Annotated in this window: 25 protein-coding genes and 1 riboswitch; of the genes, 22 read left to right on the top strand and 3 right to left on the bottom strand. The window is 61.1% G+C overall.

Going from position 1 to position 20,987, the window contains the following annotated elements:
- The first annotated feature begins 249 nt into the window (after nt 1-249).
- From ABD827_RS03670 to ABD827_RS03600, 15 genes are all read left to right on the top strand, one after another.
- Nucleotides 250-1,116, top strand: a complete 867-nt coding sequence (locus ABD827_RS03670; protein WP_344962436.1) for a FliM/FliN family flagellar motor switch protein — start codon at nt 250-252, stop codon at nt 1,114-1,116.
- An 18-nt stretch (nt 1,117-1,134) separates the two neighbouring features.
- On the top strand, nt 1,135-1,506 hold the full coding sequence (gene fliN, locus ABD827_RS03665; RefSeq protein WP_344962434.1) for a flagellar motor switch protein FliN: 372 nt from the start codon (nt 1,135-1,137) through the stop codon (nt 1,504-1,506).
- A complete protein-coding gene (fliP, locus tag ABD827_RS03660; protein ID WP_425567962.1) occupies nt 1,496-2,236 on the top strand; it encodes a flagellar type III secretion system pore protein FliP in 741 nt (246 codons plus the stop codon). The genes fliN and fliP overlap by 11 nt, the downstream gene beginning before the upstream one ends.
- Nucleotides 2,237-2,506 (top strand): flagellar biosynthetic protein FliQ, encoded by a 270-nt coding sequence (locus ABD827_RS03655; RefSeq protein ID WP_344962432.1) that lies wholly within the window; start codon nt 2,237-2,239, stop codon nt 2,504-2,506.
- A complete protein-coding gene (gene fliR / locus ABD827_RS03650) occupies nt 2,503-3,282 on the top strand; it encodes a flagellar biosynthetic protein FliR (RefSeq protein WP_344962430.1) in 780 nt (259 codons plus the stop codon). The genes ABD827_RS03655 and fliR overlap by 4 nt, the downstream gene beginning before the upstream one ends.
- A gap of 1 nt (nt 3,283) precedes the next feature.
- Nucleotides 3,284-4,414, top strand: a complete 1,131-nt coding sequence (gene flhB / locus ABD827_RS03645) for a flagellar biosynthesis protein FlhB (RefSeq protein WP_344962428.1) — start codon at nt 3,284-3,286, stop codon at nt 4,412-4,414.
- Between the two features lie 11 nt (nt 4,415-4,425).
- Entirely contained in the window at nt 4,426-6,504 is a 2,079-nt protein-coding gene (gene flhA, locus ABD827_RS03640; protein ID WP_344962426.1) for a flagellar biosynthesis protein FlhA, read from the top strand.
- Nucleotides 6,505-6,639: 135 nt separating this feature from the next.
- Nucleotides 6,640-6,726: riboswitch (cyclic di-GMP riboswitch) on the top strand.
- A 112-nt stretch (nt 6,727-6,838) separates the two neighbouring features.
- The gene (locus ABD827_RS03635; RefSeq protein WP_344962424.1) at nt 6,839-7,687 is read left to right on the top strand and encodes a MotY family protein; all 849 of its coding nucleotides are present in this window, start codon (nt 6,839-6,841) and stop codon (nt 7,685-7,687) included.
- On the top strand, nt 7,684-9,048 hold the full coding sequence (locus ABD827_RS03630) for a sigma 54-interacting transcriptional regulator (protein WP_344962422.1): 1,365 nt from the start codon (nt 7,684-7,686) through the stop codon (nt 9,046-9,048). The genes ABD827_RS03635 and ABD827_RS03630 overlap by 4 nt, the downstream gene beginning before the upstream one ends.
- Nucleotides 9,045-9,362: a flagellar hook-basal body complex protein FliE gene (fliE, locus tag ABD827_RS03625; RefSeq protein WP_344962420.1), complete on the top strand. Its 318-nt coding sequence runs from the start codon at nt 9,045-9,047 to the stop codon at nt 9,360-9,362. Before ABD827_RS03630 ends, fliE begins: the two co-directional genes overlap by 4 nt.
- A gap of 9 nt (nt 9,363-9,371) precedes the next feature.
- Nucleotides 9,372-11,069: a flagellar basal-body MS-ring/collar protein FliF gene (gene fliF, locus ABD827_RS03620; RefSeq protein ID WP_344962418.1), complete on the top strand. Its 1,698-nt coding sequence runs from the start codon at nt 9,372-9,374 to the stop codon at nt 11,067-11,069.
- Nucleotides 11,062-12,075 carry a FliG C-terminal domain-containing protein gene (locus ABD827_RS03615; RefSeq protein ID WP_344962416.1) on the top strand — a complete coding sequence of 338 codons (1,014 nt, stop codon included), beginning with the start codon at nt 11,062-11,064 and terminating at the stop codon, nt 12,073-12,075. The genes fliF and ABD827_RS03615 overlap by 8 nt, the downstream gene beginning before the upstream one ends.
- Nucleotides 12,075-12,767: a FliH/SctL family protein gene (locus ABD827_RS03610; RefSeq protein WP_344962414.1), complete on the top strand. Its 693-nt coding sequence runs from the start codon at nt 12,075-12,077 to the stop codon at nt 12,765-12,767. The genes ABD827_RS03615 and ABD827_RS03610 overlap by 1 nt, the downstream gene beginning before the upstream one ends.
- Nucleotides 12,754-14,088: a FliI/YscN family ATPase gene (locus tag ABD827_RS03605; RefSeq protein ID WP_344962412.1), complete on the top strand. Its 1,335-nt coding sequence runs from the start codon at nt 12,754-12,756 to the stop codon at nt 14,086-14,088. The genes ABD827_RS03610 and ABD827_RS03605 overlap by 14 nt, the downstream gene beginning before the upstream one ends.
- Nucleotides 14,081-14,479, top strand: a complete 399-nt coding sequence (locus tag ABD827_RS03600; protein WP_344962410.1) for a hypothetical protein — start codon at nt 14,081-14,083, stop codon at nt 14,477-14,479. Before ABD827_RS03605 ends, ABD827_RS03600 begins: the two co-directional genes overlap by 8 nt.
- Here ABD827_RS03600 and ABD827_RS03595 read toward each other — a convergent pair.
- From ABD827_RS03595 to flgA, 3 genes are read right to left on the bottom strand one after another with little or no spacing between them, the layout of a single operon-like run.
- Nucleotides 14,476-14,886, bottom strand: coding sequence for a flagellar protein FlgN (locus tag ABD827_RS03595; RefSeq protein WP_344962408.1), 411 nt, complete (start codon nt 14,884-14,886; stop codon nt 14,476-14,478). The two genes, ABD827_RS03600 and ABD827_RS03595, sit on opposite strands and share 4 nt — an antisense overlap.
- Complete coding sequence (gene flgM / locus ABD827_RS03590; protein WP_344962406.1) at nt 14,883-15,170, bottom strand: flagellar biosynthesis anti-sigma factor FlgM; 288 nt, start codon at nt 15,168-15,170, stop codon at nt 14,883-14,885. The genes ABD827_RS03595 and flgM overlap by 4 nt, the downstream gene beginning before the upstream one ends.
- A gap of 58 nt (nt 15,171-15,228) precedes the next feature.
- Complete coding sequence (flgA, locus tag ABD827_RS03585) at nt 15,229-15,972, bottom strand: flagellar basal body P-ring formation chaperone FlgA (RefSeq protein WP_344962404.1); 744 nt, start codon at nt 15,970-15,972, stop codon at nt 15,229-15,231.
- Nucleotides 15,973-16,052: 80 nt separating this feature from the next.
- Between flgA and flgB the strand changes: the two genes are divergently transcribed.
- The 7 genes from flgB (at nt 16,053) to flgH (ending at nt 20,985) form a co-directional block, all read left to right on the top strand.
- The gene (gene flgB / locus ABD827_RS03580; protein ID WP_344962402.1) at nt 16,053-16,418 is read left to right on the top strand and encodes a flagellar basal body rod protein FlgB; all 366 of its coding nucleotides are present in this window, start codon (nt 16,053-16,055) and stop codon (nt 16,416-16,418) included.
- A gap of 2 nt (nt 16,419-16,420) precedes the next feature.
- On the top strand, nt 16,421-16,840 hold the full coding sequence (gene flgC, locus ABD827_RS03575; protein WP_344962400.1) for a flagellar basal body rod protein FlgC: 420 nt from the start codon (nt 16,421-16,423) through the stop codon (nt 16,838-16,840).
- Nucleotides 16,841-16,842: 2 nt separating this feature from the next.
- On the top strand, nt 16,843-17,499 hold the full coding sequence (locus tag ABD827_RS03570; RefSeq protein WP_344962397.1) for a flagellar hook assembly protein FlgD: 657 nt from the start codon (nt 16,843-16,845) through the stop codon (nt 17,497-17,499).
- A gap of 21 nt (nt 17,500-17,520) precedes the next feature.
- Nucleotides 17,521-18,711, top strand: a complete 1,191-nt coding sequence (gene flgE, locus ABD827_RS03565) for a flagellar hook protein FlgE (protein ID WP_344962395.1) — start codon at nt 17,521-17,523, stop codon at nt 18,709-18,711.
- Nucleotides 18,712-18,721: 10 nt separating this feature from the next.
- Complete coding sequence (locus tag ABD827_RS03560) at nt 18,722-19,450, top strand: flagellar basal body rod protein FlgF (protein ID WP_344962393.1); 729 nt, start codon at nt 18,722-18,724, stop codon at nt 19,448-19,450.
- A gap of 75 nt (nt 19,451-19,525) precedes the next feature.
- Nucleotides 19,526-20,311: a flagellar basal-body rod protein FlgG gene (gene flgG, locus ABD827_RS03555; protein WP_344962391.1), complete on the top strand. Its 786-nt coding sequence runs from the start codon at nt 19,526-19,528 to the stop codon at nt 20,309-20,311.
- The gene (gene flgH / locus ABD827_RS03550; RefSeq protein ID WP_425567961.1) at nt 20,311-20,985 is read left to right on the top strand and encodes a flagellar basal body L-ring protein FlgH; all 675 of its coding nucleotides are present in this window, start codon (nt 20,311-20,313) and stop codon (nt 20,983-20,985) included. The genes flgG and flgH overlap by 1 nt, the downstream gene beginning before the upstream one ends.
- Nucleotides 20,986-20,987: the final 2 nt, after the last annotated feature.

Below are 20,987 nucleotides of genomic sequence, written 5' to 3'. Positions count from 1 at the left end.
AGGGCAACATCATAACGTGCCCCGATGAACATCTCATGTCTGCGTGTTGTTCTGTATGAGTATTCGCGGAAGATGGCATGGGCTCGGCCCCCCTAACAATCTCTCTATTTACGCACCGGGTATGTTATTTGCATAGCTATCGTTTTTGCAGCAGTAGCACCGCCGACTCTATGGCCATGATGCCAGCATGGAGCGGCCAGAATGCACCAGAGGTGACTTGTGACAGAGAATAAACCGCAGGGGACGATAATGGAACCATCGGCCCCGTCTGGCGGAAAGGTGCATCCGGTGGCACCGGAAGCGCAATTTCCCCGTTATGATTTTTTTCGCAAACATGACCCCCAGCTTGAGCAGCGCCGGCAACTGGCTGTAGGGCTGGAAGCATGTCGGCGCGGCTGGGCGAGTCGGTTGGGCGCCATGCTTTATCGTACCGAGTTGAGTCTTTCTTGCCGGCTGCAGCAGGGCCAGCCCGAGCTGGGCTCCTTGCTGTGTTTCGGCATGGAACATGAGCAGCAAGGACAGATGCGGCCCTCGGCCTGGCTGCTGATTGAGCAGTCGACTCTGTATCAGCTGGCGGAAATGTCCTTTGGTGGAACTCCGGTTCAGGGCCGTGAAGATAAAGCACGCCCGATCTCGGAAACCGAGCGCCGTCTGGGTAGCTCACTGTTGACGCTGTTTGCGACCAACCTAGTGGCACAATTCTTGCTTAATGCTGGCCCGGGACGGGTCGGCATGGCGGCATCGGTGCCGGATCTGAGCGCCGTCACTTTGGTGTCCATCGACATCGATTGTGCCGGCCAGCGCCTGAGTTGGCAGCTGGCCTTGCCGGTGTTGCTGAACCCCGAGCCGGTGAAGCAGGAACAGGCTGCGCTGGGCGTGCAACTGAGCGGTGTGCTCAACGAGCGGCTGCCGCAGTTAACGAACCGGTTACGGGTGTCACTGGCGGAGTTTGAACTGCCATTGGGACAACTGCCGCTGCTGCAGGAAGGCGATATTCTGCCGATTCACCTGTTGCAGGAAACCCGCGCCCGAGTAGGAGAGCAGCCTGTGCTGAAGGGCCGGGTGGCCGAACAGCAAGGCATGCTGGTATTTGCCAGCCACGGATTCATTGATTGAGCAGTTACGAGGTGGCTAATGGCCGAAAAAGAATTGGATGACAGCTTGCTGCTGGGCGAAGGTCTGGACAGCCTGTTTCAGGATGCGGTAACCGAACCGGAAGACAACATCATGGCGGCGGTGGCCGGTCGTGATCTCAGCTATTTTCAGCAGTTGCCGGTCAAGGTGTCGCTGGAGGTTGCCAGTGCCGAAATCAGCCTGGGTGAGCTGATGCAGGCCGGAGAAGGAGCGGTGATCGAGCTGGACAAAATGGCCGGCGAACCGCTCGATGTGCGGGTCAACGGTACCCTGTTGGCGCAGGGCGAAGTGGTGCTGGCCAACGGTCGCTATGGCGTACGGCTGACCCGGGTGTTCAACCAGGCGAGCAAAGAATCGCAAGATGAAGCCTGAGTACCGGCGATACCTGCTGGCTCTGGCAGTCGCCGGCTTGCCGATGACGGCGCTGGCCGATATTCCGCTGTTGTCGGTGATGGGCCCCGACGGCGAGAGTGAATACAGCGTCAAGCTGCAGATATTGCTGCTGATGACCGCCCTCGGCATGCTGCCGGCCTTTTTGCTGATGCTGACCAGCTTCACCCGCATCATAGTGGTGCTGGCGGTGCTGCGGCAGGCGCTTGGCCTGCAGCAGAGCCCGCCCAACCGGGTGCTGATTGGCATCGCCCTGTCTCTGACTCTGCTGATCATGCGGCCGGTGTGGCAGGATATCTATCACAACGCCTTTGTGCCCTACGATCAGGGTGACATCGGCTTCGAACAGGCGCTGGTGACCGCCAAGGCGCCGCTGCAGCAATTCATGCTGTCCCAGACCCGGGAAACCGATCTGGAGCAGATTCTGAACATCGCCCGGGAAGACACCAGCATGACGCCCGAGGCCGTGCCGTTCGACGTGCTGATCCCGGCGTTCGTGCTGAGCGAGCTGAAAACCGCCTTTCAAATCGGTTTCATGCTGTTCATTCCCTTCCTGGTGATCGATCTGGTAGTGGCCAGCGTGCTGATGGCGATGGGCATGATGATGCTGTCGCCGCTGGTGATCTCGCTGCCGTTCAAACTGATGCTGTTTGTGCTGGTGGATGGCTGGGCGATGACGGTGGGCACCCTGGCCCGCAGTTTTGGAGGCTGAATGACCCCGGAGCAGAGCGTCGATCTCATCGGTCAGGCGGTACTGACCATCATCGTCATGGTGAGCGTGCTGATCATTCCCGGCATGGTAGTGGGGCTGGTGGTCAGCATCATTCAGTCGGCCACCCAGATCCAGGAGCAGACCCTGAGCTTCTTTCCGCGGCTGCTGGTGACCCTCTTTATGCTGATCTTCGCCGGCCACTGGTTGCTGCGCAAGCTGATGGAACTGTTTGATCAGCTGTTCATGACCATTCCCGGCAGCTTGGGATGACTGCGCTGGCGAGCCTGACCGCCCCCGAGCTGATGGCCTGGCTGGGCAAGGGCTGGTGGCCCTTTTGTCGGCTGGCGGCGTTTTTCTGGGTTTTGCCGCTGTTTGGCGATGGCTACATCAGCCCGCAGATTAGGTTGCTGTTCGCGCTGATGCTGAGCATGGTCCTGATGCCGCTGCTGCCGCTCGGGCCGGCGGTGGACCCCTTTTCTTTCGCCACCGCGGTACTGACCCTGGAGCAGCTGCTGTTTGGCGCCTTGCTGGCCCTGATGCTGCAAATACTGTTTACCGTGGTCACCATGGCCGGGCAGATACTGTCGATGCAGATGGGACTGGCAATGGCGGTGATGAACGATCCGGTCAACGGCGGGTCGGCGCCGCTTATCGGTCAGCTGTTGTGGCTGTTTGTGGCGCTGCTGTTTTTATCCTGGAACGGTCATCTGCTGGCCATCGACATCATCGTCGAGAGCTTTCGTACCTGGCCGGCGGGCCACAGCCTGTACGAGCTCGATCTCGACCTGCTGCTCCGGCTGTTCGGCTGGATGTTCGGTGCCGCCCTCTTGCTGTCGCTGCCGGCGGTCATTGCTATGCTGTTGGTCAACGTGACCTTCGGGGTCATGAACCGCAGCGCCCCTTCGCTCAATATCTTTGCCCTGGGCTTTCCCATGACCATGATGCTGGGGCTGGTGTCCTTGCTGCTGATGCTGGCCAATATTCCTCAGCGTTATCTGGAATTCAGCGACGATGTGTTCGCCCTGATGCGCGGCTGGATTCAATAGCATGTCGGATCAGAGTTCTTCTCAGGACAAGAGCGAGCAGCCTACCGAGCAGAAAAAGCGCAAGGCTCGCCGTCAGGGCCAGGTGGCTCGCTCCAAGGATCTGAATACCGTGGTGCTGTTGCTGCTGGGCGGCATCATGCTGCTGTGGCAGACCGCCGCGCTGAGTGATTTTTTCAAGCGCCTTTTCATCCTCAACATGGAACTGCCGGCGGCGGCTACCCGGGAGCCCGAGCAGATGATGCTGTATCTGGAACAGTCGCTGATGGCGGCGGTGTGGGCGCTGCTGCCGCTGTTTTTGACCCTGTCGGTGCTGCTGGTGGTTTCCGGGCTGATGCCCGGCGGCCTCTTGTTGTCCTGGGACAGCCTGCAACCCAAGTTCGAACGGCTGAATCCGCTGTCCGGGCTGAAACGCATGTTCTCCAAACAGACCCTGGTAGAGCTGCTCAAGGCGATGCTCAAGGTCAGCCTGCTCGGCGGTGCCCTGGCGGGCATTCTGTACAGCCAGTGGGAGCGGCTGATGTTTCTTGGGCGCCAGTCGTTGTATACCGGATTTGGTCAGGGACTGGGGCTGCTGGTGCTGGCGGTGTTGGTGCTGTGTGTGGTGCTGGCGCTGATTGCGGTGATCGACGTGCCGTTTCAGCGCTGGTCGATGACCCAGAAACTGAAGATGACCAAGCAGGAAGTCAAGGACGAGCAGAAAAGCAGCGATGGCCGGCCGGAAATCAAACAGCGCATTCGCCAAATCCAGTTTCAGATGGCACAGGGCCGCATCGAGCAGCGGGTGCCCGAGGCTGATGTGGTGATCCTCAACCCGACCCATTACGCGGTGGCGCTCAAATATGATCCCAACCGGGCCGAAGCGCCTTTCGTGGTGGCCAAGGGCAGCGACGAGCTGGCCGCCCGTATTCGCGAGCTGGCCCGGCTGCATCAATGCGAAATCATCACCATACCGGCGCTGACCCGCGCCATTTATTACTCGACCCGGGTCGATCAGCAGGTGCCGGCGGGCCTTTATGGTGCCGTGGCCTATGTGCTGACCCATGTGCTGCAGCTGCAGGCCTGGCGTGAAGGACGCGGGCGCGTACCGGGCAAGTTGCCCGAATTCAATATTCCGAAAAAATATCAACATTAACGAGGTGAAGCGTGAACTGGAAAGGTCTTAGCCGTCCTTACTTGGGGGTCCCTCTGCTGCTGTTGGCGGTGCTGGCCATGGTCATATTGCCGCTGCCACCCTGGCTGCTCGATGCGCTCTTTACCTTCAACATAGTACTGGCGATTCTGGTACTGCTGGTGGCGGTGTCGGCCCAACGCCCACTCGACTTCTCGGTATTCCCCACCGTGTTGCTGGTGGCGACCCTGATGCGGCTGACCCTGAACGTGGCCTCGACCCGGGTGGTGCTGCTGCACGGCCACGAGGGAGCGGGCGCGGCGGGCAAGGTGATTGAATCGTTCGGTGAAGTGGTGATCGGCGGCAACTATGTGGTGGGCATGGTGGTGTTCGTGATCCTGATGATCATCAACTTCGTGGTGATCACCAAGGGTGGCGAGCGCATTTCCGAAGTAGGTGCCCGCTTTACCCTGGATGCCCTACCCGGCAAGCAGATGGCGATCGATGCCGATCTGAACGCCGGCTCGCTCGATCAGGAGCAGGCCCGGTTGCGCCGCCAGGATGTGGCCCGGGAAGCCGACTTCTACGGCTCCATGGACGGTGCCTCCAAATTTGTGCGTGGCGATGCCATCGCCGGCCTGTTGATCCTGTTTATCAACCTGCTCGGCGGCTTCATGATTGGCCTGTTTCAGTACGATCTGAGTGCTGGCGAGGCCTTTCAGCGCTTTGCCCTGCTTACCATCGGTGATGGTCTGGTTGCCCAGATACCGTCACTGCTGCTGGCCACGGCGGCGGCCATTATCGTCACCCGGGTCAACGACGAAAACGACATGTCGACCCAGGTCGGCCAGCAATTGCTGGCATCCCCCCGGGTGGTCTACACCGCCGCGGCGGTGATGCTGATCCTGGGGCTGGTACCGGGCATGCCGACCCTGGTGTTTCTGCTGTTTGCCGCCGTGCTGGGTTATGTGGCCTGGCGGCTTAAAGTACCCGGCGCCGAGACGGCTGCCGAGCTGGATCAGGCCGAGCTGTTGCTGGCGCAAGACAAGGCGGCGGAGTCAAATCTGGCCTGGCAGGATCTGCCCTATGTCGATCTGCTGACGTTGGAGCTGGGCTACCGGCTGGTGAGCCTGGTGGACGAACAGCAGGGCGCGCCGTTGATCGGTCGCATTCGGGGCGTGCGCAAGACGCTGTCGGAGCAGGCGGGATTTTTGCTGCCCGAGGTACGGGTGCGCGACAACCTGCAACTGGCGCCCCAGGAATATCGAGTCAAGCTGGCGGGTGTGGTGATGGTCAGCGGCACGGCCGATGGCGAGCGCATGCTGGCGATCAACAAGGGCCAGATTTATGGCGACATCGACGGCGAGCTGACCCAGGATCCGGCCTATGGCATGCCGGCGGTATGGATTGAAGCCGCCAACAAGCCCAAGGCGCTCAATCTGGGGTATGCGGTGGTGGACGCGGCGACGGTGATGGCGACCCATGTCAGCAAGCTGATGCGGGAGCATCTGTCCGAATTGCTGGTGCTGGACGATGTCAGCCGGCTTGGCGAGCGGTTGCAGCAACAGTCACCCAAGCTGGCCGAGGCGTTGGCCGAAGCGGTGCCGGCGGTACTGCAGCTCAAGATTTACCGCTATCTGCTCAAGGAGCAGGTCAGCCTGTCGGATCTGGTCACCATCGCCACCGCGCTGGTGGAAGGGGCCGAAGTCACCAAGGATCCTGTGCTGCTGGCGGCAGATGTGCGTTGTGCCCTCAAGCGGGTGATTGTGCGCCAGATCATGGGAGAACGCGGCGTGTTGAGCGCTTTTACCCTGGTTGATGCCCTGGAGCAGACCCTGTTGAGTGCCCTCAATCAGGCCCAGCAGCAAAACGGCAAGACCAGCATCGACAGCTTCCCGGTCGAGCCGAATCTGTTGTCCCAGCTGCAACAGAAGATGCCCTCGGTGGTGGAAAATCTGCAGGAGCAGGGAGTGCCTGCGGTATTGCTGGTCATGCCTCAATTACGTCCTCTGCTGGCCCGTTATGGCGCCGTTTTTGCCAAGAGTCTGAAGGTGCTCTCCTACAACGAAATTCCCGAACATATACAGATCGACGTGGTCGGCACCTTGGGGTAAATCAATTTATTAGCCCAAACAGGATATTTGATGGTTATTTGGTCATTTAGATCAAGTAACCATGATAAAAATGTGTTTATAGTTGAAGTTATAGTGTTTTTTTAGTCAACTACTGTCGCATTTGAACAAGATTGCTGATGACAAGGGCAAACTGAGCGAAAGTTCAGGACGCAAAGCTTCCGGTCTAAGGGATGAAAATCCTACGATAGCGGGGTCGCCAAGGCAGGATCCTTTCGGCTTACGCCACCTGTATCTCCTTTCTCAGCGTTACCTGACATCCTGGTGTTACGCCAGGCCGGTGCTGTTTTGCCGGTGCTTACGTACAAGTTGAATTATGAATAACCTTACAAGACTGCAGGGCGTCGTGTGCCTCGGTGTTTTGTTGGTCAGTTCTCCGGTGGCCGCAGATTATCTGACCGCCCTGGATCAAGCTGTCTGGCGATACCAGGGCAATGCTGCGCGTTGCATCATGGAACACCAGATAGCCGACGTTGCCATGGCTCGTTTCAGTGCCAAACCGGGTGGCCAGCTCGCTTTTGATGTCGACTGGCAGAGCAAAGGCATTCAGGGCGGACAGGCGACCTTGTCGGTGATACCGGCTCCCTGGCAACAGGCCGATACCGTCCCTCTAGCGCACGCCTCCTGGCGTCAACAGCGGCTTCATTTCACACAACAGGTGCCCGAGGCGCTCAATGCGCTGGCGGATGGCCGCTGGCTTGCGCTCGATGAAGCCGGTAATCCGCATCAACTGGTGATGTCGAGCATTCATTTTCAGCAGGCCTACAGCGACTTTCGCCTGTGTCGTGGCGAAGCGAGCGTCGAACAGACCCTCGATGGCCAGCGGCTGACTCTGCATTTCAAGGTTGGCAGCCAGCAGCTGAGCCCGGCCCAGCGCCAGCAGTTAGAGACCTTGGCGGCACGGCTGACGAGTGACGCGCGCATCAGCAGTCTGTTAATCGAATCCTTTACCGACAATCGTGGCAAGGCCGAGCTCAACCTGCGCCTGTCCCGAATGCGGGCCGAGCAGGTCGCCGACCAGCTGCGCGGCACCCTGCCAACGCTGCCGATGGACATCAGAGCCTACGGCGAAGCTTCCCCCCTGACCGACAACGACACCCCGGCCGGCCGCTATCAGAACCGGCGGGTGACGATCACTTTAATTCAAGCGGAACAAGCATCATGAGCACGGACACTATGGCTTCTTCATTGTTGTGGCTGGTCTCCCGAGAGGGGGTATCGGACGTATGTTATGGCGCCTTGCTGGCCGAGGGATACCAGATTGAACTGATGACGGCACTGACCCGGGGGGAGCAACAGGCTCCCAGGGTGATTTTGCTCGACAGCGACATCGGCCCCGGGTTTCTGGAGCAGATCCGCACCGCCGTCAGCCGCTTTCCCAAGGCGGTGATCATGGCGGTGGTCGATCAGGGTGAAAGTGCACTCACCGGCGAGGCGCTGCGTGCCGGTGCCTGTGACTATGTGCTCAAGCCCTATCAGCCCAGCCAGTTGCTGCGGGTGCTGGGCCAGAGCCTGGTGTTGCGCCAGAGCACCGGCAACATGGTGGTGCGTTCCCGGGCCGGGCTGCAGGTGCTGCAGCTGGCCTATCGTGCGGCCCAGACCTCGGCGGCGGTGTTGATCGGCGGCGAGTCCGGTACCGGCAAGGAATGTCTGGCCCGCTACATTCATCAGGTATCGGGCCGTGGACAGGGGCCTTTTGTGGCGGTGAACTGTGCGGCCATTCCCGAAAGTATGCTCGAAGCGGTGCTGTTCGGTTACAACAAAGGGGCTTTCACCGGTGCCGCTCAGGCTCAGCCGGGCAAGTTCGAACTGGCCAATGGCGGCACCCTGCTGCTGGACGAAATTGCGGAAATGCCGCTTAACCTGCAAGCCAAGCTGTTGCGGGTATTGCAGGAAAAAGAAGTAGAGCGACTCGGCAGCCACCAGAAGATGCAACTGGATGTGCGCATCGTGGCCGCCAGCAACCGGGATCTGCGTGAGGCGGTCAGTGCCGGCGAATTTCGGGAAGATCTGTTTTACCGGCTCGACGTGCTGCCGCTGAGCTGGCCGCCGCTGCGTGAACGGCAGGAAGACATACTACCGCTGGCCCACCATTTTCTGGGCCGTTACGGTCAGGGCGAACAGTTTCGTTTCAGCCCCGAAGCCGAGCGGACCCTGATGAGCTATCGCTGGCCGGGAAATATTCGCGAGCTGGAAAACGTGATTCAGCGGGCGCTGATCCTGGCACGCAGCGCCATTATCGACGTGGCCGACCTGATGTTGCCGGAAAGCCAAACCAGCCGCCTGGCCAACCCCTTGATCGTGCTCACGCCTCCGTCGACACCTGCGCCTGGCAAGGGGCTGCAGGCCAGTCGTCAGCGCGCCGAATTTGATTATGTATTGCAAACCCTGCAACAGCACAGCGGTCATCGCTCTCGTACCGCCGAAGCCCTGGGACTGACGACCCGGGCACTGCGTTACAAACTGGCCACCATGCGTGAGCAGGGCATTGATATTGAACGGACAATAGGGAGCCGAACCGCATGAGCATCTCCATTCAGAATGAACAACAAGCCATGCTGGTCAAACTGGGTCAGCTGCAGCAACAGGCCGGTGGCGATATTGCTCCGGCGGTCGAGCAGGGTTCCTTCGGCGACTTGATGAAAAACTCGGTGCGCGCCATCAACGCCGAGCAGGTGCAGGCATCGAGCCTGATGACGGCGGTGGAAACCGGCGCCAGCGACGATCTGGTGGGCGCCATGCTGGCCAGCCAGAAAGCCGGGCTCGGTTTTTCCGCCCTGGTTCAGGTGCGCAACAAGCTGGCGAGCGCCTTCGATGACATCATGCGCATGCCGCTGTAAGGGGACGTTATGGCAGAAGTAAGTGCGTTAAGCTCGGCGACCCAGCCGCTGCGCGCCGGTTTTGATAAAGGCCGCTTACGCTGGCAGGGCCTGACCGACCATCATCGGCAGGTGCTGCTGTTGAGTGGTCTGGCGCTGGTGATTGCGGTGGTGGTGGTCAGCCTGTTGTGGCAGGGCGGACGTTCGTATGTCCCGCTCTACGGCAAGCAGGAACTCTATGATCAGGGACACATCGTCGAAGTGCTGGAAAAGGGCGAAATTCCTTTTCAGCTCGATCCCCAGAGTGGGCAAATCCTGGTTGAGCAGGAACGACTGGGGCCGGTGCGTATGCTGCTGGCCTCTCAGGGCGTAAAAGCCAGCCTGCCGTCCGGGCTCGAAGAGCTGGCTATGAATACCGGCATGGGCACCAGCCAGTTCATGGAAACCCGTCGCTATCGCCATGCGCTGGAAGGCGAGCTGGCTCGTACCATAATGGCGTTGAACTGGGTGCGTCAGGCTCGGGTTCACCTGGCCATGCCGGAGCGCACCCTGTTTATCGGCCGGGCCGAACAAACGCCGACCGCCTCGGTCATGCTGGACGTGGCCGCTGGCCATAGACCCGATCTGACCCAGGTCGAAGGTATCGTCAATCTGGTGGCCGGCAGCGTGCCGGGCATGACCAATAGCAAGGTCTCGGTGATCGACCAGACCGGCTTGCTGCTCAGCGATCAACTGTCGGCCAACGGCATGAGCAAGGGCCTGAGTTCGCGTCAGGTGGAATACAGCCGCCAGATCGAACAGCAACTGGTGCAACGGGCGCGGGACATGCTTTATCCGGTGCTGGGCGCCAACAACTTTCGCGTGCAGGTGACCGCCGAACTCGACTTCAATGCGGTAGAAGAAACCCGGGAAAGCCTCGACAACAGCCCGGTATTGCTGCGCGAAACCGGCAGTGAAAACAGCAGCAGCGACAACCTGGGGCTGGGCATTCCCGGCGCCCTGGCCAACACCCCGCCGCAAAGCGCGGCCAACGAAGAAGACACGCCTTCCGCCGACAACAAGCAGCAGCGCGAGCAGCGGGAATTTCAGCGCCAGTACGAAAGTGGCCGCTCCGTGGTACATACCCGTTATCAGAGCGGGCGTCTGCAGCAGCTCAGCGTGTCGGTGTTGCTCAACAACGCCATGGCGCCCGAGGGCGGCTGGCCGCCAGAGCAGTTGGCACAACTCGGCCAGATGGTGCAGGGCGCCGTGGGTTTCAGCGAAAGCCGGGGCGATCAGTTTGCCCTGACCAGTTTCGACTTTACTCCCCAGGCGCTGCCGAGCGAGTTTGCCGACGAGCTGGCCTGGTGGCAGTTGCCCGAGTGGCAGGCCTATGCCCGCTATCTGCTGGGTGCCTTGATGCTGCTGGCCCTGCTGTTGTTTGGCGTACGCCCGCTGATCCGTCATTTGGGTACCAATCAGCGCCAGGCGGCGATACGGGAACTGCAGGCCGGCACTGCCAGCGACGCCGAGCCCGCTCGACTGGAGGGGGCCGCCACCTCGGCGCCGGCGCTGGAGCGCGTTGGCCCCCACACGGTATTGCCCTGGGATATGAATGAGCAGGAATGGCAATTGCCACCGCCGGGCAGTGAACTCAAGGTTCAGGTAACCCACCTGCAACTGCTGGCAGAGCGAGAAACCGAACGGGTTGCGGAAGTCATCAAACACTGGATAAAGGATCATGACTGAGCAAGCGACTGAGTTGTCATTGAAAGAAATGGAAAAGGCCGCCGTGCTGCTGCTGAGCATGGGGGAAGGCGCCGCCGCCCGGGTGCTGCAGCGGCTGGATCGGGACGATGTTCGCAAGGTCACCGCCGCCATGGCGAAACTGGCCGGGGTGTCGGCCGATGCGGCGCGGGGCACCTTGCAGGAGTTCTTCGAACTCTATCGTCAGCAAAGCGGCATTAACTCCGCCTCCCGGGAATACCTGGAACGGACCCTGGATCTGGCCCTGGGCGAAAAGCTGGCCCGTGGCCTGCTCGACTCCATGTACGGCGATGTGGTCCGCCAGGAAATACAGCGGCTGCAATGGGTGCAACCCGAGATACTGGCGCGCTTTCTGCAGCAGGAACACCCGCAGATGCAGGCGGTGATCCTGGCCTTTCTGCCGGCCGACTCGGCCGCCGCCGTGTTGTCGTTGCTGCCCGCCGACAGCCACGACGAACTGCTGCTGCGGGTCGCCAACCTCAACGAGGTCAGCGAATTTGTGGTGGTAGAGCTGAAAGCCGCGCTGGCACGCTGCCTGGAGTTTGTGGCCCACAACGCCGGCGCCCAGGTCGACGGGGTGCGTCAGGTGGCCGATATCGTCAACCGTTATCAGGGCAACCGCGGTCAGCTGATGGAACTGCTCAAGCTGCATAATCCGCAGACCGCCAGCAATATCGAACGCAACATGTACGACTTTACCAGCCTGGCTCGTCAGACCAACGAGACCCTGCAGCGCATCGTGCAGGAGCTGCCGCTGGAAGTGCTGGGACTGGCGCTCAAGGGCGCCGAAAGTCAGGTACGTCGGGTGATGCTGGAAGCCATGCCCAAGCGCATGGCGCAGCAAATGGAACAGGACATGCTGCGCGAGGGCGCGGTGGCGGTCAGCCGGGTCGAAAATGCCCGCCTGGAAGTCATGACCCTGGTGCGCGAACTGGTAGAGCAGGGCGAGCTGGAATTCCAGCTCTATGAAGAGCAGGTGGTGAGCTAGTGAAACCCATCTCAAGCCGTCCCGGCAGCTATCGTCGCTATCGGTTTCCGTCGCTGTATGGCGAGGAAACCGCGGAAGAGTCACCGAGCCAGGAGTTGCAGGAACAGCAATATCAGCACAGCCTGGAGCAGGGATACCAGCAAGGCTTCGAGCAAGGTAAACAGGCCGGCTACGAAGCCGGGCAGGAGGCGGGTCGTCAGCAGGGAATAGAGCAAGGGCGTCAGCAGGGACAGGCACAACTGCGCGAGTTGCAACGCACCCTGGCTGACGAGCTGAGACACTGGCAGGCCGGTGCCGAACAACAATGGCAGCAATTGTCGTTATCGGCCCTCGGTCAGCAGCGTCAGCAGATCTGTGAGCTGGTCGAGCAGGTGGCCCGGCGGGTGATCCGCTCCGAGCTGACCCTGAACCCGGAACAGGTACTGGCGATTGTGGAAGAGGCGCTGCAGGGCATCGATGCCCGGGTGCAGGAATTACAGTTATACGTCAATCCGGAAGATCAACAACGACTGCAGGCCATCGGCATTACCGAGTGTCAGGGGTGGGCGCTGCATGCAGATCCGGCATTGGCGCCGGGAGACTGCCGGATCGAAACCGAGACCCTGACACTGGAAGCCCTGACCGAGGAACGACTGCAAAAGGGCATCGCCCGGGTCAGCCAGAGTCTGGGAACCCCCAATGAGCCAGCTTGAACATCGTCTGCTGCAGGCCCGCGCCGCGCTCAGCGATGAGCTGAGCATCGGCCAGGTGTACGGGCGCTTGCTGAAAGTGACCGGCACCGTGCTGGAAGTTTCCGGCTGCCGACTGGTGCTGGGGCAGCGCTGCCAGATAGAAACCGAAGGCGGCGGCGAGCTGGAAGCCGAAGTGGTGGCGCTGGATCGCGAGCAGGCGCTGTTGCTGCCGCTGACGGCGGCGCGGGGCCTGTTTACCGGCGCCCGAGTGCGGCCCTGTCCGGACGGAGCCCGACTGTCGTTGTCGTCGATGCTGCTGGGGCGCATTGTCGACGGCCTGTTGCGACCATTGGACGGCCAGCCTGCGCCAACCGGTTTGCCGGTGCCCTGGCATGTGCCGATTCCCAACCCCTTGCTGCGCCGACGGGTGCGCGAGCCGCTCGATGTAGGCGTGCGGGCCATCAACGCCCTGCTGACTCCGGGCAAGGGGCAACGACTGGGGCTGTTTGCCGGGCCCGGTGTCGGCAAGAGCGTACTGCTCGGCATGATGGCTCGTTATACCTGTGCCGATGTGGTGGTGGTGGGGCTGATTGGCGAACGGGGTCGCGAGGTGCGCGAATTTATCGACGACTGCCTGGGGGAAGCCGGGCGGGCCAAGGCGGTGGTCATAGCGGCACCGGCCGATCAGAGCCCGCTGTTGCGGGTACGGGCGGCGGAGGCCTGCCATCGGGTGGCGGAACATTTTCGTGACCAGGGCAAGGACGTGCTGCTGCTGATGGACTCGCTGACGCGCTTCGTGCAGGCCCGGCGTGAAATCGGCCTGGCGGTGGGCGAGCCCCCGGTGGCGCGCGGGTATCCGCCATCGGCCTTCAGTGCCCTGACCGAACTGGTGGAGCGGGCCGGCAACGGCGAGCAGGAAAGGGGCAGCCTGACCGCCTTTTATACGGTACTGGCCGAAGGGGACGATCAGCAGGATCCGGTGGCCGATGCGGCCCGGGCCATTCTCGACGGCCATGTGGTGCTGAGCCGGCAGCTGGCCGAGCAGGGGCATTATCCGGCCATCGATATCGGTGCCTCCATCAGCCGGGTAATGAGCAAGGTCGGCTCGCCCGAACATCTGGCGCAGGCGGTACGCTGCAAGCGCTGGTTCAGCCTGTATCAGCAGGTGCGTGAATTGCTGCCGCTGGGGGGCATTCAGGCCGGGAAAAGCGCGGAGACCGACGAGGCCATTGCCTGCTACCCCGCGTTGCAACAGTTTCTGCAACAGCAGGAGCAGGAAGCCATCAGTTTCGAACAGAGCCTGCAGCAACTGGCCGAGTTAACCGGAGCACGCGATGCGTAATCATCTTATTCGCCAGCAACGCCAGCAGCTGGACACCCTGATCCAGCAGCGGGATCGCCTGATGACAAAAGAAAGCGAACTGCGCCGTCAGCATCAGGCGCTGGAACAGGCCCGCGAATCACTGAGCGGATTGCCGCGGGTGGTGTCGGGGGCCAGCCTGCTCAATCAGGGGCTAATCAAACAGCAGCTGACCCGGGTACTCGATGGCCACCAACAGCAATTGATGGTGGCCGAGCAGGATCAGGATCGCCTGGCCCGGCTGAGCCGCCAGCAGGCGGGCAAGGTCAAGGGGCTGGAATTGCTTGAACAGCAGCGCGAGCAGCAGGAGTGGCAACGGCGACAGCGTCAGGAGTGGGAAAATCAGCTGGAATGGTGCCTGAATCGGCGTTAGTCCGGATGATACACGCCCTGTGTTACGCCCATGCGTTGTTCCAGCCACTCTTTCTGGCTGGCCAGCAGACGGCCATTGCTGTCGTTGAGCGCACGGCACCGGCGTGCCAGGGTCAGCAGTGTCTGCCAGAGCTCAAGCAGCGGCCGGGCAAGCGAGTCAGGCAATCGTTTGGCGAGTGCATCCAGGGTCGTCGAGCCGAGTGCCGCTTGCAGCTGTTCGCGTTGCCTGGCCAGTTGCGCCAGTTGTTCGGTCAGCTGCAGTTGCCGCGGATTGTGTATCAGCAGCCCCTGATGATCCTGACTGGTCAGCAGGCGGGCCTGACATTGCAACAGCGGGTACAGTTGCCGATAGCCCTGTTGTTCCCGTTGCAACAATTGCCACAGTTGCTTCAGTTGCAGCTTGCTCATGAGCGGCGGTGCAGCTCGACGATGGCCTGAGACAGGGCATCCATATCCAGCACCAGCTCGTTTCTCGCCAGCGCCTCGCGTAGCTGGGTGACCTTGTCCATGTCGACATCCGGCAGGGCATCCAGCCTCTGGCGGGCCTGTTGCAGCATGCCAAGCTCGGGGCTTAACTGGGTTTGCTGAGCCGGTCCTCCAGCGGTGGTTGCGGTGGCACGCGCGGTGTCCGGCGTCTGTTTCGGGGTCACAAGACCGACGGCACCGGTGCGGTGCGGGGCAATTTTCATCATATTTCCATCTTATCTATCTGCAGCTGATCTGGTTTAACGACCCAGGCGGCAAAAAACTTTAATGCAGCGTGCGTACTCTATGTTCGGCCACTACCTGTGCCTGAATACGCTGGTCGGAGTCCAGATTGCGCACCGGTATCATGTCGCCTTCACTGCCGTTGCCGAGTGCCAGCCCCTTGGTGCTGACCGAAAAACTCTCGCCTACCGCCTCAATCACCACCTGCTCGTTTTTCTGTACCAGCCAGACCGGCGCCAGCAGGCCCGGATACAGCGGCTTGCCGGCGGCCAGGTTCCGCAGCAGCCGTTGTGACGGGGCTTCCCGGCCGCCGAAAAAGCCTCGGTGCAGCCGGTGAATGGCCATGCTTTTCAGTTGCACATCGGCCGGGGTGATTTGCCGATCACGCTGCAACGGTTTGGCGGCGACCCACACCGGCAGCCGCACCTTGACCTTCACTCGGGCACGAATGCTCCAGCCGGGCTGATCCTGGCACTGGATCAGGTAGGGAATGCGCCCCCAGGGTTCGGCGTCGGGCTGGGCCGGTTGATACAGCGGGGGCTGGCTGCAGTCGGGCAGGTGGGCGGCTCCGGCCGGCAACCAGGGGACTATGTCGCTCTGGTAAGGCAGCCATTGCTGTAGCCGGGCATGTTGTTCCAGCCGTTCGGTGGCGGCGGCCACCAGCCCCTGTTCCAGTTCGGCACGTACCGGCAATGCCATCAGCAACAGGGTCAGCAGCAGGCTTCCGGGCGGAAATTGCCTTTCCCGTCGTGGTCGATTTGAAGGGTTTTTAATTATGTAAATCATTGATAAATAAATCTTTTAATTAGTGGCATGAATCTTGTTTGTCGAATGGCAACGATAACCATGGCACACAAGGAAAACGAATGGCACTGGGGCTCGACAAGGCACTCGGCATTCATCCGCACGCATTATCGCTCAGGATGGACAGAACACAATTACTGGCGGGAAATCTGGCCAACGTGGATACCCCCGGCTATCAGGCCCGGGACATCGACTATGCCTCGGTCTTGCAGCAGACCGCCCGTCAACTCGAGCGTGGCGGCGATGCCGGAATGATGAATGCCGAACGTCTGTACCGCACACCCTATCAGCCATCCCAGGATGGTAACACGGTGGAGTTGTCGGTAGAGCAGACGGCGTTTGCCGAGAATGCCATGGACTTTCAGACCAGCCTGACCTTTCTGAACCTTAAATTACGCGGCCTCAATCAGGCCATAGAAGGACGTTAATCATGTCGTTTCGCGGAATCTATGACATCGCCGGCAGCGCCCTGCAGGCCCAGACCAGCCGAATGAACACGGTGGCCTCCAACCTGGCCAACGCCGGCTCGGTGGCGGCCAGTGAAGATGAAGCCTATCGGGCCATCAAGCCGGTCTTCGCCACCCTCTACCAGCAGACCCGGGACGGCGAGCTGAGCGGTGCCAGGGTGAATATTGCCGGCGTACTGCCCTCGGATCGCATGCCGGAGCAACGCTACCAGCCCGAGCATCCGATGGCCAATAACGACGGTTATGTCTATTACGCCGGGGTCAACGTGATGGAAGAAATGGCCGACATGATGTCCGCTTCCCGCAGTTTCGAATCGTCGATAGAAGTCGTCGGCCGGGTCAACAGCATGCAGCAGGGGCTGCTGAATCTGGGGCAGCGTTAATCATGGCACTGGCAAATATCAATGGCCTGGACAATGCGTCCGCGGCCCGCTCCGGCGGCATTGCCCCCGGTAACGACGTCGGCAGCATGCGCAGCGAATTTCTGCAGATGATGGTGGCCCAGATCAACAACCAGGATCCACTCAATCCGCTGGACGGCACCCAGTACGTTACCCAGCTGGCGCAATTCAGCATGGTGGAAGGTATCGAACAGATGAAGGTGCAAGGCCAGCAGCAGGCCACTCTGCTCGATACCCTGCAGGTACTGGGCAGCACCTCGCTGATGGGCAAGAAGGTCACGGTGCCGACCCAGTCGATCACCCTGGATAAAGCCGAAGCCCTGACCGGCGACATTCCGGTGCCGCCGGGCACCGAAAAGCTGACCATGCAGGTGCTCGACAAGAACGGCACCCTGGTTCACGAACAGGAATGGCAGCACCCGACCGGAGAGCAGGCCTTCAGCCTGCCTGAGCTGCCCGAGGGTGACTACGACTTCAGGGTCACCGCCGAACGGGACGGGGTCAAGGCCCCCTTGTCACCCTACCTGACCCGTACCGTGGAAAAGGTCAGCCTGCCCGGCGGTGGCGGCGACATCATGCTCGGTCTGGCCGGTATCGGTCAGGTGTCATTATTCCAGGTGACCGAATTCGGTCAGCCCTAAGCGCTATCAAGGAATTACATTATGTCTTTAAGCATTGGTTTAAGCGGCCTGCGGGCTACCAACGAATCACTGGGTGTGATCAGCCATAACATCGCCAACGTCTCTACCGCCGGCTTCAAGAGCGCGCGGGCCGAATTTGCCGCCGTGTACGGTGGTGGCCAGGCCGGCGGGGTGGAAGTCAACAATGTGTCTCAGGACTTCGACCGGGACGGCGACGTGGTCAACACCGGCCGCGCCCTGGATCTGGCGATTTCCGGTAACGGTTTCTTCATGACCAGCCTGAACGGTCAGGCCAGCTACACCCGGGCCGGCACCTTCAATCGCGATGCCGACAACTACATCGTTTCCGGCAGCGGTCAGCGCCTGCAGGGTTACATGACCAACGCCGCCGGTCAGCTGCAGCAGGGCGTGGTGGACGATCTGCAGGTCGACGCCGCCGGTCTGCCGGCCAAAGCCAGCACCAGCCTCGACTTTACCGCCAACCTCAAGGCCGATGCCGAGACCATAGATCCGCTGGTGACGCCCTTTGATCCGGCCGACGCCAGCAGCTACAACTTCTCCCAGTCGAGCGAGCTGTACGACTCGCTTGGTACTCGTCATGTGATGACCCAGTATTTCGTCAAGACCGGCGCCAACAGCTGGGAAGTGAACTACCGCATCGACGGCAATGCCGCGGGTGCCGCCCAGGCGATGACCTTCAATACCGATGGCACCCTGGCCGCGCCGGCCGGCAACATTGCGCTGGCCTATGCCCCTGCCGGTGCCGAGCCGATGGCCATTACCCTGAACCCGGCCAAGATGACCCAGTATGCCGCCGACTTCAGCGTGTCGCGCAACCAGCCCGACGGTTATACCGCCGGTGAACTGGCAGGCGTGCGTTTCGAGTCCAATGGCGACATGTATGCGGTATTCACCAACGGTCAGGATCAGCTCAAGGGCAAGGTGGTGATGGCCAACTTCGCCAACCCCAACGGCCTGCGCCAGGGCAACGATACCAGCTGGCAGCAGAGCTTTGCCTCCGGGGCACCCACTATTGGTGAGCCCGGTACCGGCACCCTCGGCAGCCTGACCGCCGGCGCCTATGAAGGCTCCAACGTCGAGCTGACCGGCGAGCTGGTGAATCTGATGACCGCCCAGCGCAACTATCAGGCCAACTCCAAGACCATCAGTGCCGCCGACAAGATGACTCAGGTGCTGTTCAACTCATTCTAAGGAGCGTTAGATGGATCGTCTGCTTTACACCGCCATGTCCGGCGCCCAGCACGCCATGATGGCCCAGGGGATTCGGGCCAACAACTTGGCCAATGCCAACACCCAGGGCTTTCGCGCCGACTTCGAGCAGGCCTCGGCCCATGCGTTGAGCGGTGACGGTTTTCATACCCGGGTACTGGCCCAGAGCCGGCAGGCGGGCACCAACATGGCTGCCGCGCCCTTGCAGCAAACCGGTCGCGAGCTGGACATAGCGGTGCAGGGCGAGGGTTTTATCGCGGTGCAAAGCGGCGAGCAGGAAGGCTACACCCGGGCCGGCAACATGCTGGTCAGCCCCGAAGGCGAGCTGACCATCAATGGTCATGCGGTGATGGGCGAGGGCGGGCCGCTGGCACTGGCCGAATTCAGCAAGGTGGAAATCGGCTCCGACGGTACCGTCAGCCTGACCCCTCCCGGCGGTGGTGCCCAGATTGAGGGCGGCCGCATCAAGCTGGTTCGCCCCGCGGTTGGCGATCTGCAGAAGGGGGTTGATGGCCTCTTCTATGCCACCCAGCAGGATCGGCTGGTGCAGGACGAAGACATTCAGCTCAAGCAGGGCTACCTGGAAGGGGCCAACGTCAACGTGGTGGAAGAAATGGTGCAGAACATGGCCCTGGGGCGCCAGTTCGAACTGCAGGTGCGCGCCATGAAAACCGCCGACGATCAGGCCCGGGCCGGCGCCCGTTTGATCCGCGGCAGCTAACCGCCGTTTTTTCTCTGATGCCGCCCGGCCTGGCCGGCGGCATTGTCAGCAACACAGCATTGGGTAATCACGAACATGCATGCAGCATTGTGGGTAAGTAAAACCGGATTGAGCGCGCAAGACGCCAAGATGACCGCCATTTCCAACAACCTGGCCAACGTCAACACCGTGGGCTTCAAGCGGGATCGCGTGGCGTTTGAAGACTTGTTCTATCAGGTGCAGCGTCAGCCTGGTGCGGCGGCGGATCAGCAAAACCAGGTGCCGTCCGGCATTCAGATGGGGAACGGCGTCAAGGTAGTGGGCACCCAGAAGGTGTTTACCACGGGTAATTTTCAGAACACCGGGCAGGAACTGGATCTGGCCATCGTCGGCCAGGGCTTCTTTCAGATTGAGCGACCCAATGGCGAGCTGGTCTATACCCGTAATGGCCAGTTTCATCGCAACAGCGAAGGGCTGATGGTGAACGCCGAAGGGCTGCCGATGGTGCCGCAGGTGGAAATTCCGGAAAATGCCATCGGCATTACCGTCGGCAGCAACGGTACCGTCACCGCGTCGCTGGCCGGCCAGGCCGATCCGCAGGAGCTGGGCCTGATCACCCTCGCCAACTTCACCAACCCGGCCGGACTGGAAGCGATGGGCGGCAACCTGTATCGCCAGACCGCCGCCTCCGGTGAACCGCTCGAAGGTCAGGCCGGTGACGATGCCCTGGGCATGCTCAAGCAGGGCACACTGGAAGGCTCCAACGTCAACGTGGTGGAAGAAATGGTCGACATGATCACCACCCAGCGAGCCTACGAGATGAACGCCAAGGTGGTGTCTGCCGCCGATCAGATGCTCAAGTACGTAAGCCAGGCGCTCTGATGATGCGAGCCTGTCACCTCTTGGCTGCCGGTCTCTTGCTGCTGCTGACCGGATGTTCCACCTACGAGTTTGTACCGCCCGAACCGGGCGAGGACAAATGGGCACCCACCCCGGCGCGGGTTGAATACGAGCCGTCTCGTCGCGATGGCAGCGCCTTCAGTCAGTCGTCGATGATCACCCTGTTTCAGGACCGGCGTGCCTATCGGGTCGGTGACATCCTGACCGTGATGCTGGAAGAGCGTACCCAGTCGAGCAAGAAGGCCGATACCAGCCTGGACAAGAGCAGCAGCATCGATATTCCGGTTCCCATTGTCGGGCGCACCGCCCGAACCAACCTGACGGCAAGCGGCGCGGCCGACCGTGATTTCAAGGGTTCGGCCAGTACCAGCCAGCAGAATACCCTGTCCGGTTACATCACGGTCACCGTGGCCGAGGTGCTGCCCAACGATGTGCTGCTGGTGCGGGGCGAGAAGTGGATTCGCCTGAATCAGGGTGATGAATATGTACGGCTGCAGGGGCTGGTGCGAATCGATGATATCGACGGCCAGAACCGGGTGCCGTCCCAGCGGCTGGCCGATGCGCGTATTACCTATGCCGGTCGCGGCGCCCTGGCCGATACCAATCAGGCCGGTTGGCTCAGTCGACTGTTCAACAGCAGCTGGTTCCCCCTCTAGGA

Source organism: Oceanisphaera sediminis, from assembly GCF_039539745.1.
GTDB lineage: Bacteria > Pseudomonadota > Gammaproteobacteria > Enterobacterales > Aeromonadaceae > Oceanimonas > Oceanimonas sediminis.
This window is presented reverse-complemented; position numbering and strand designations above follow the sequence as displayed.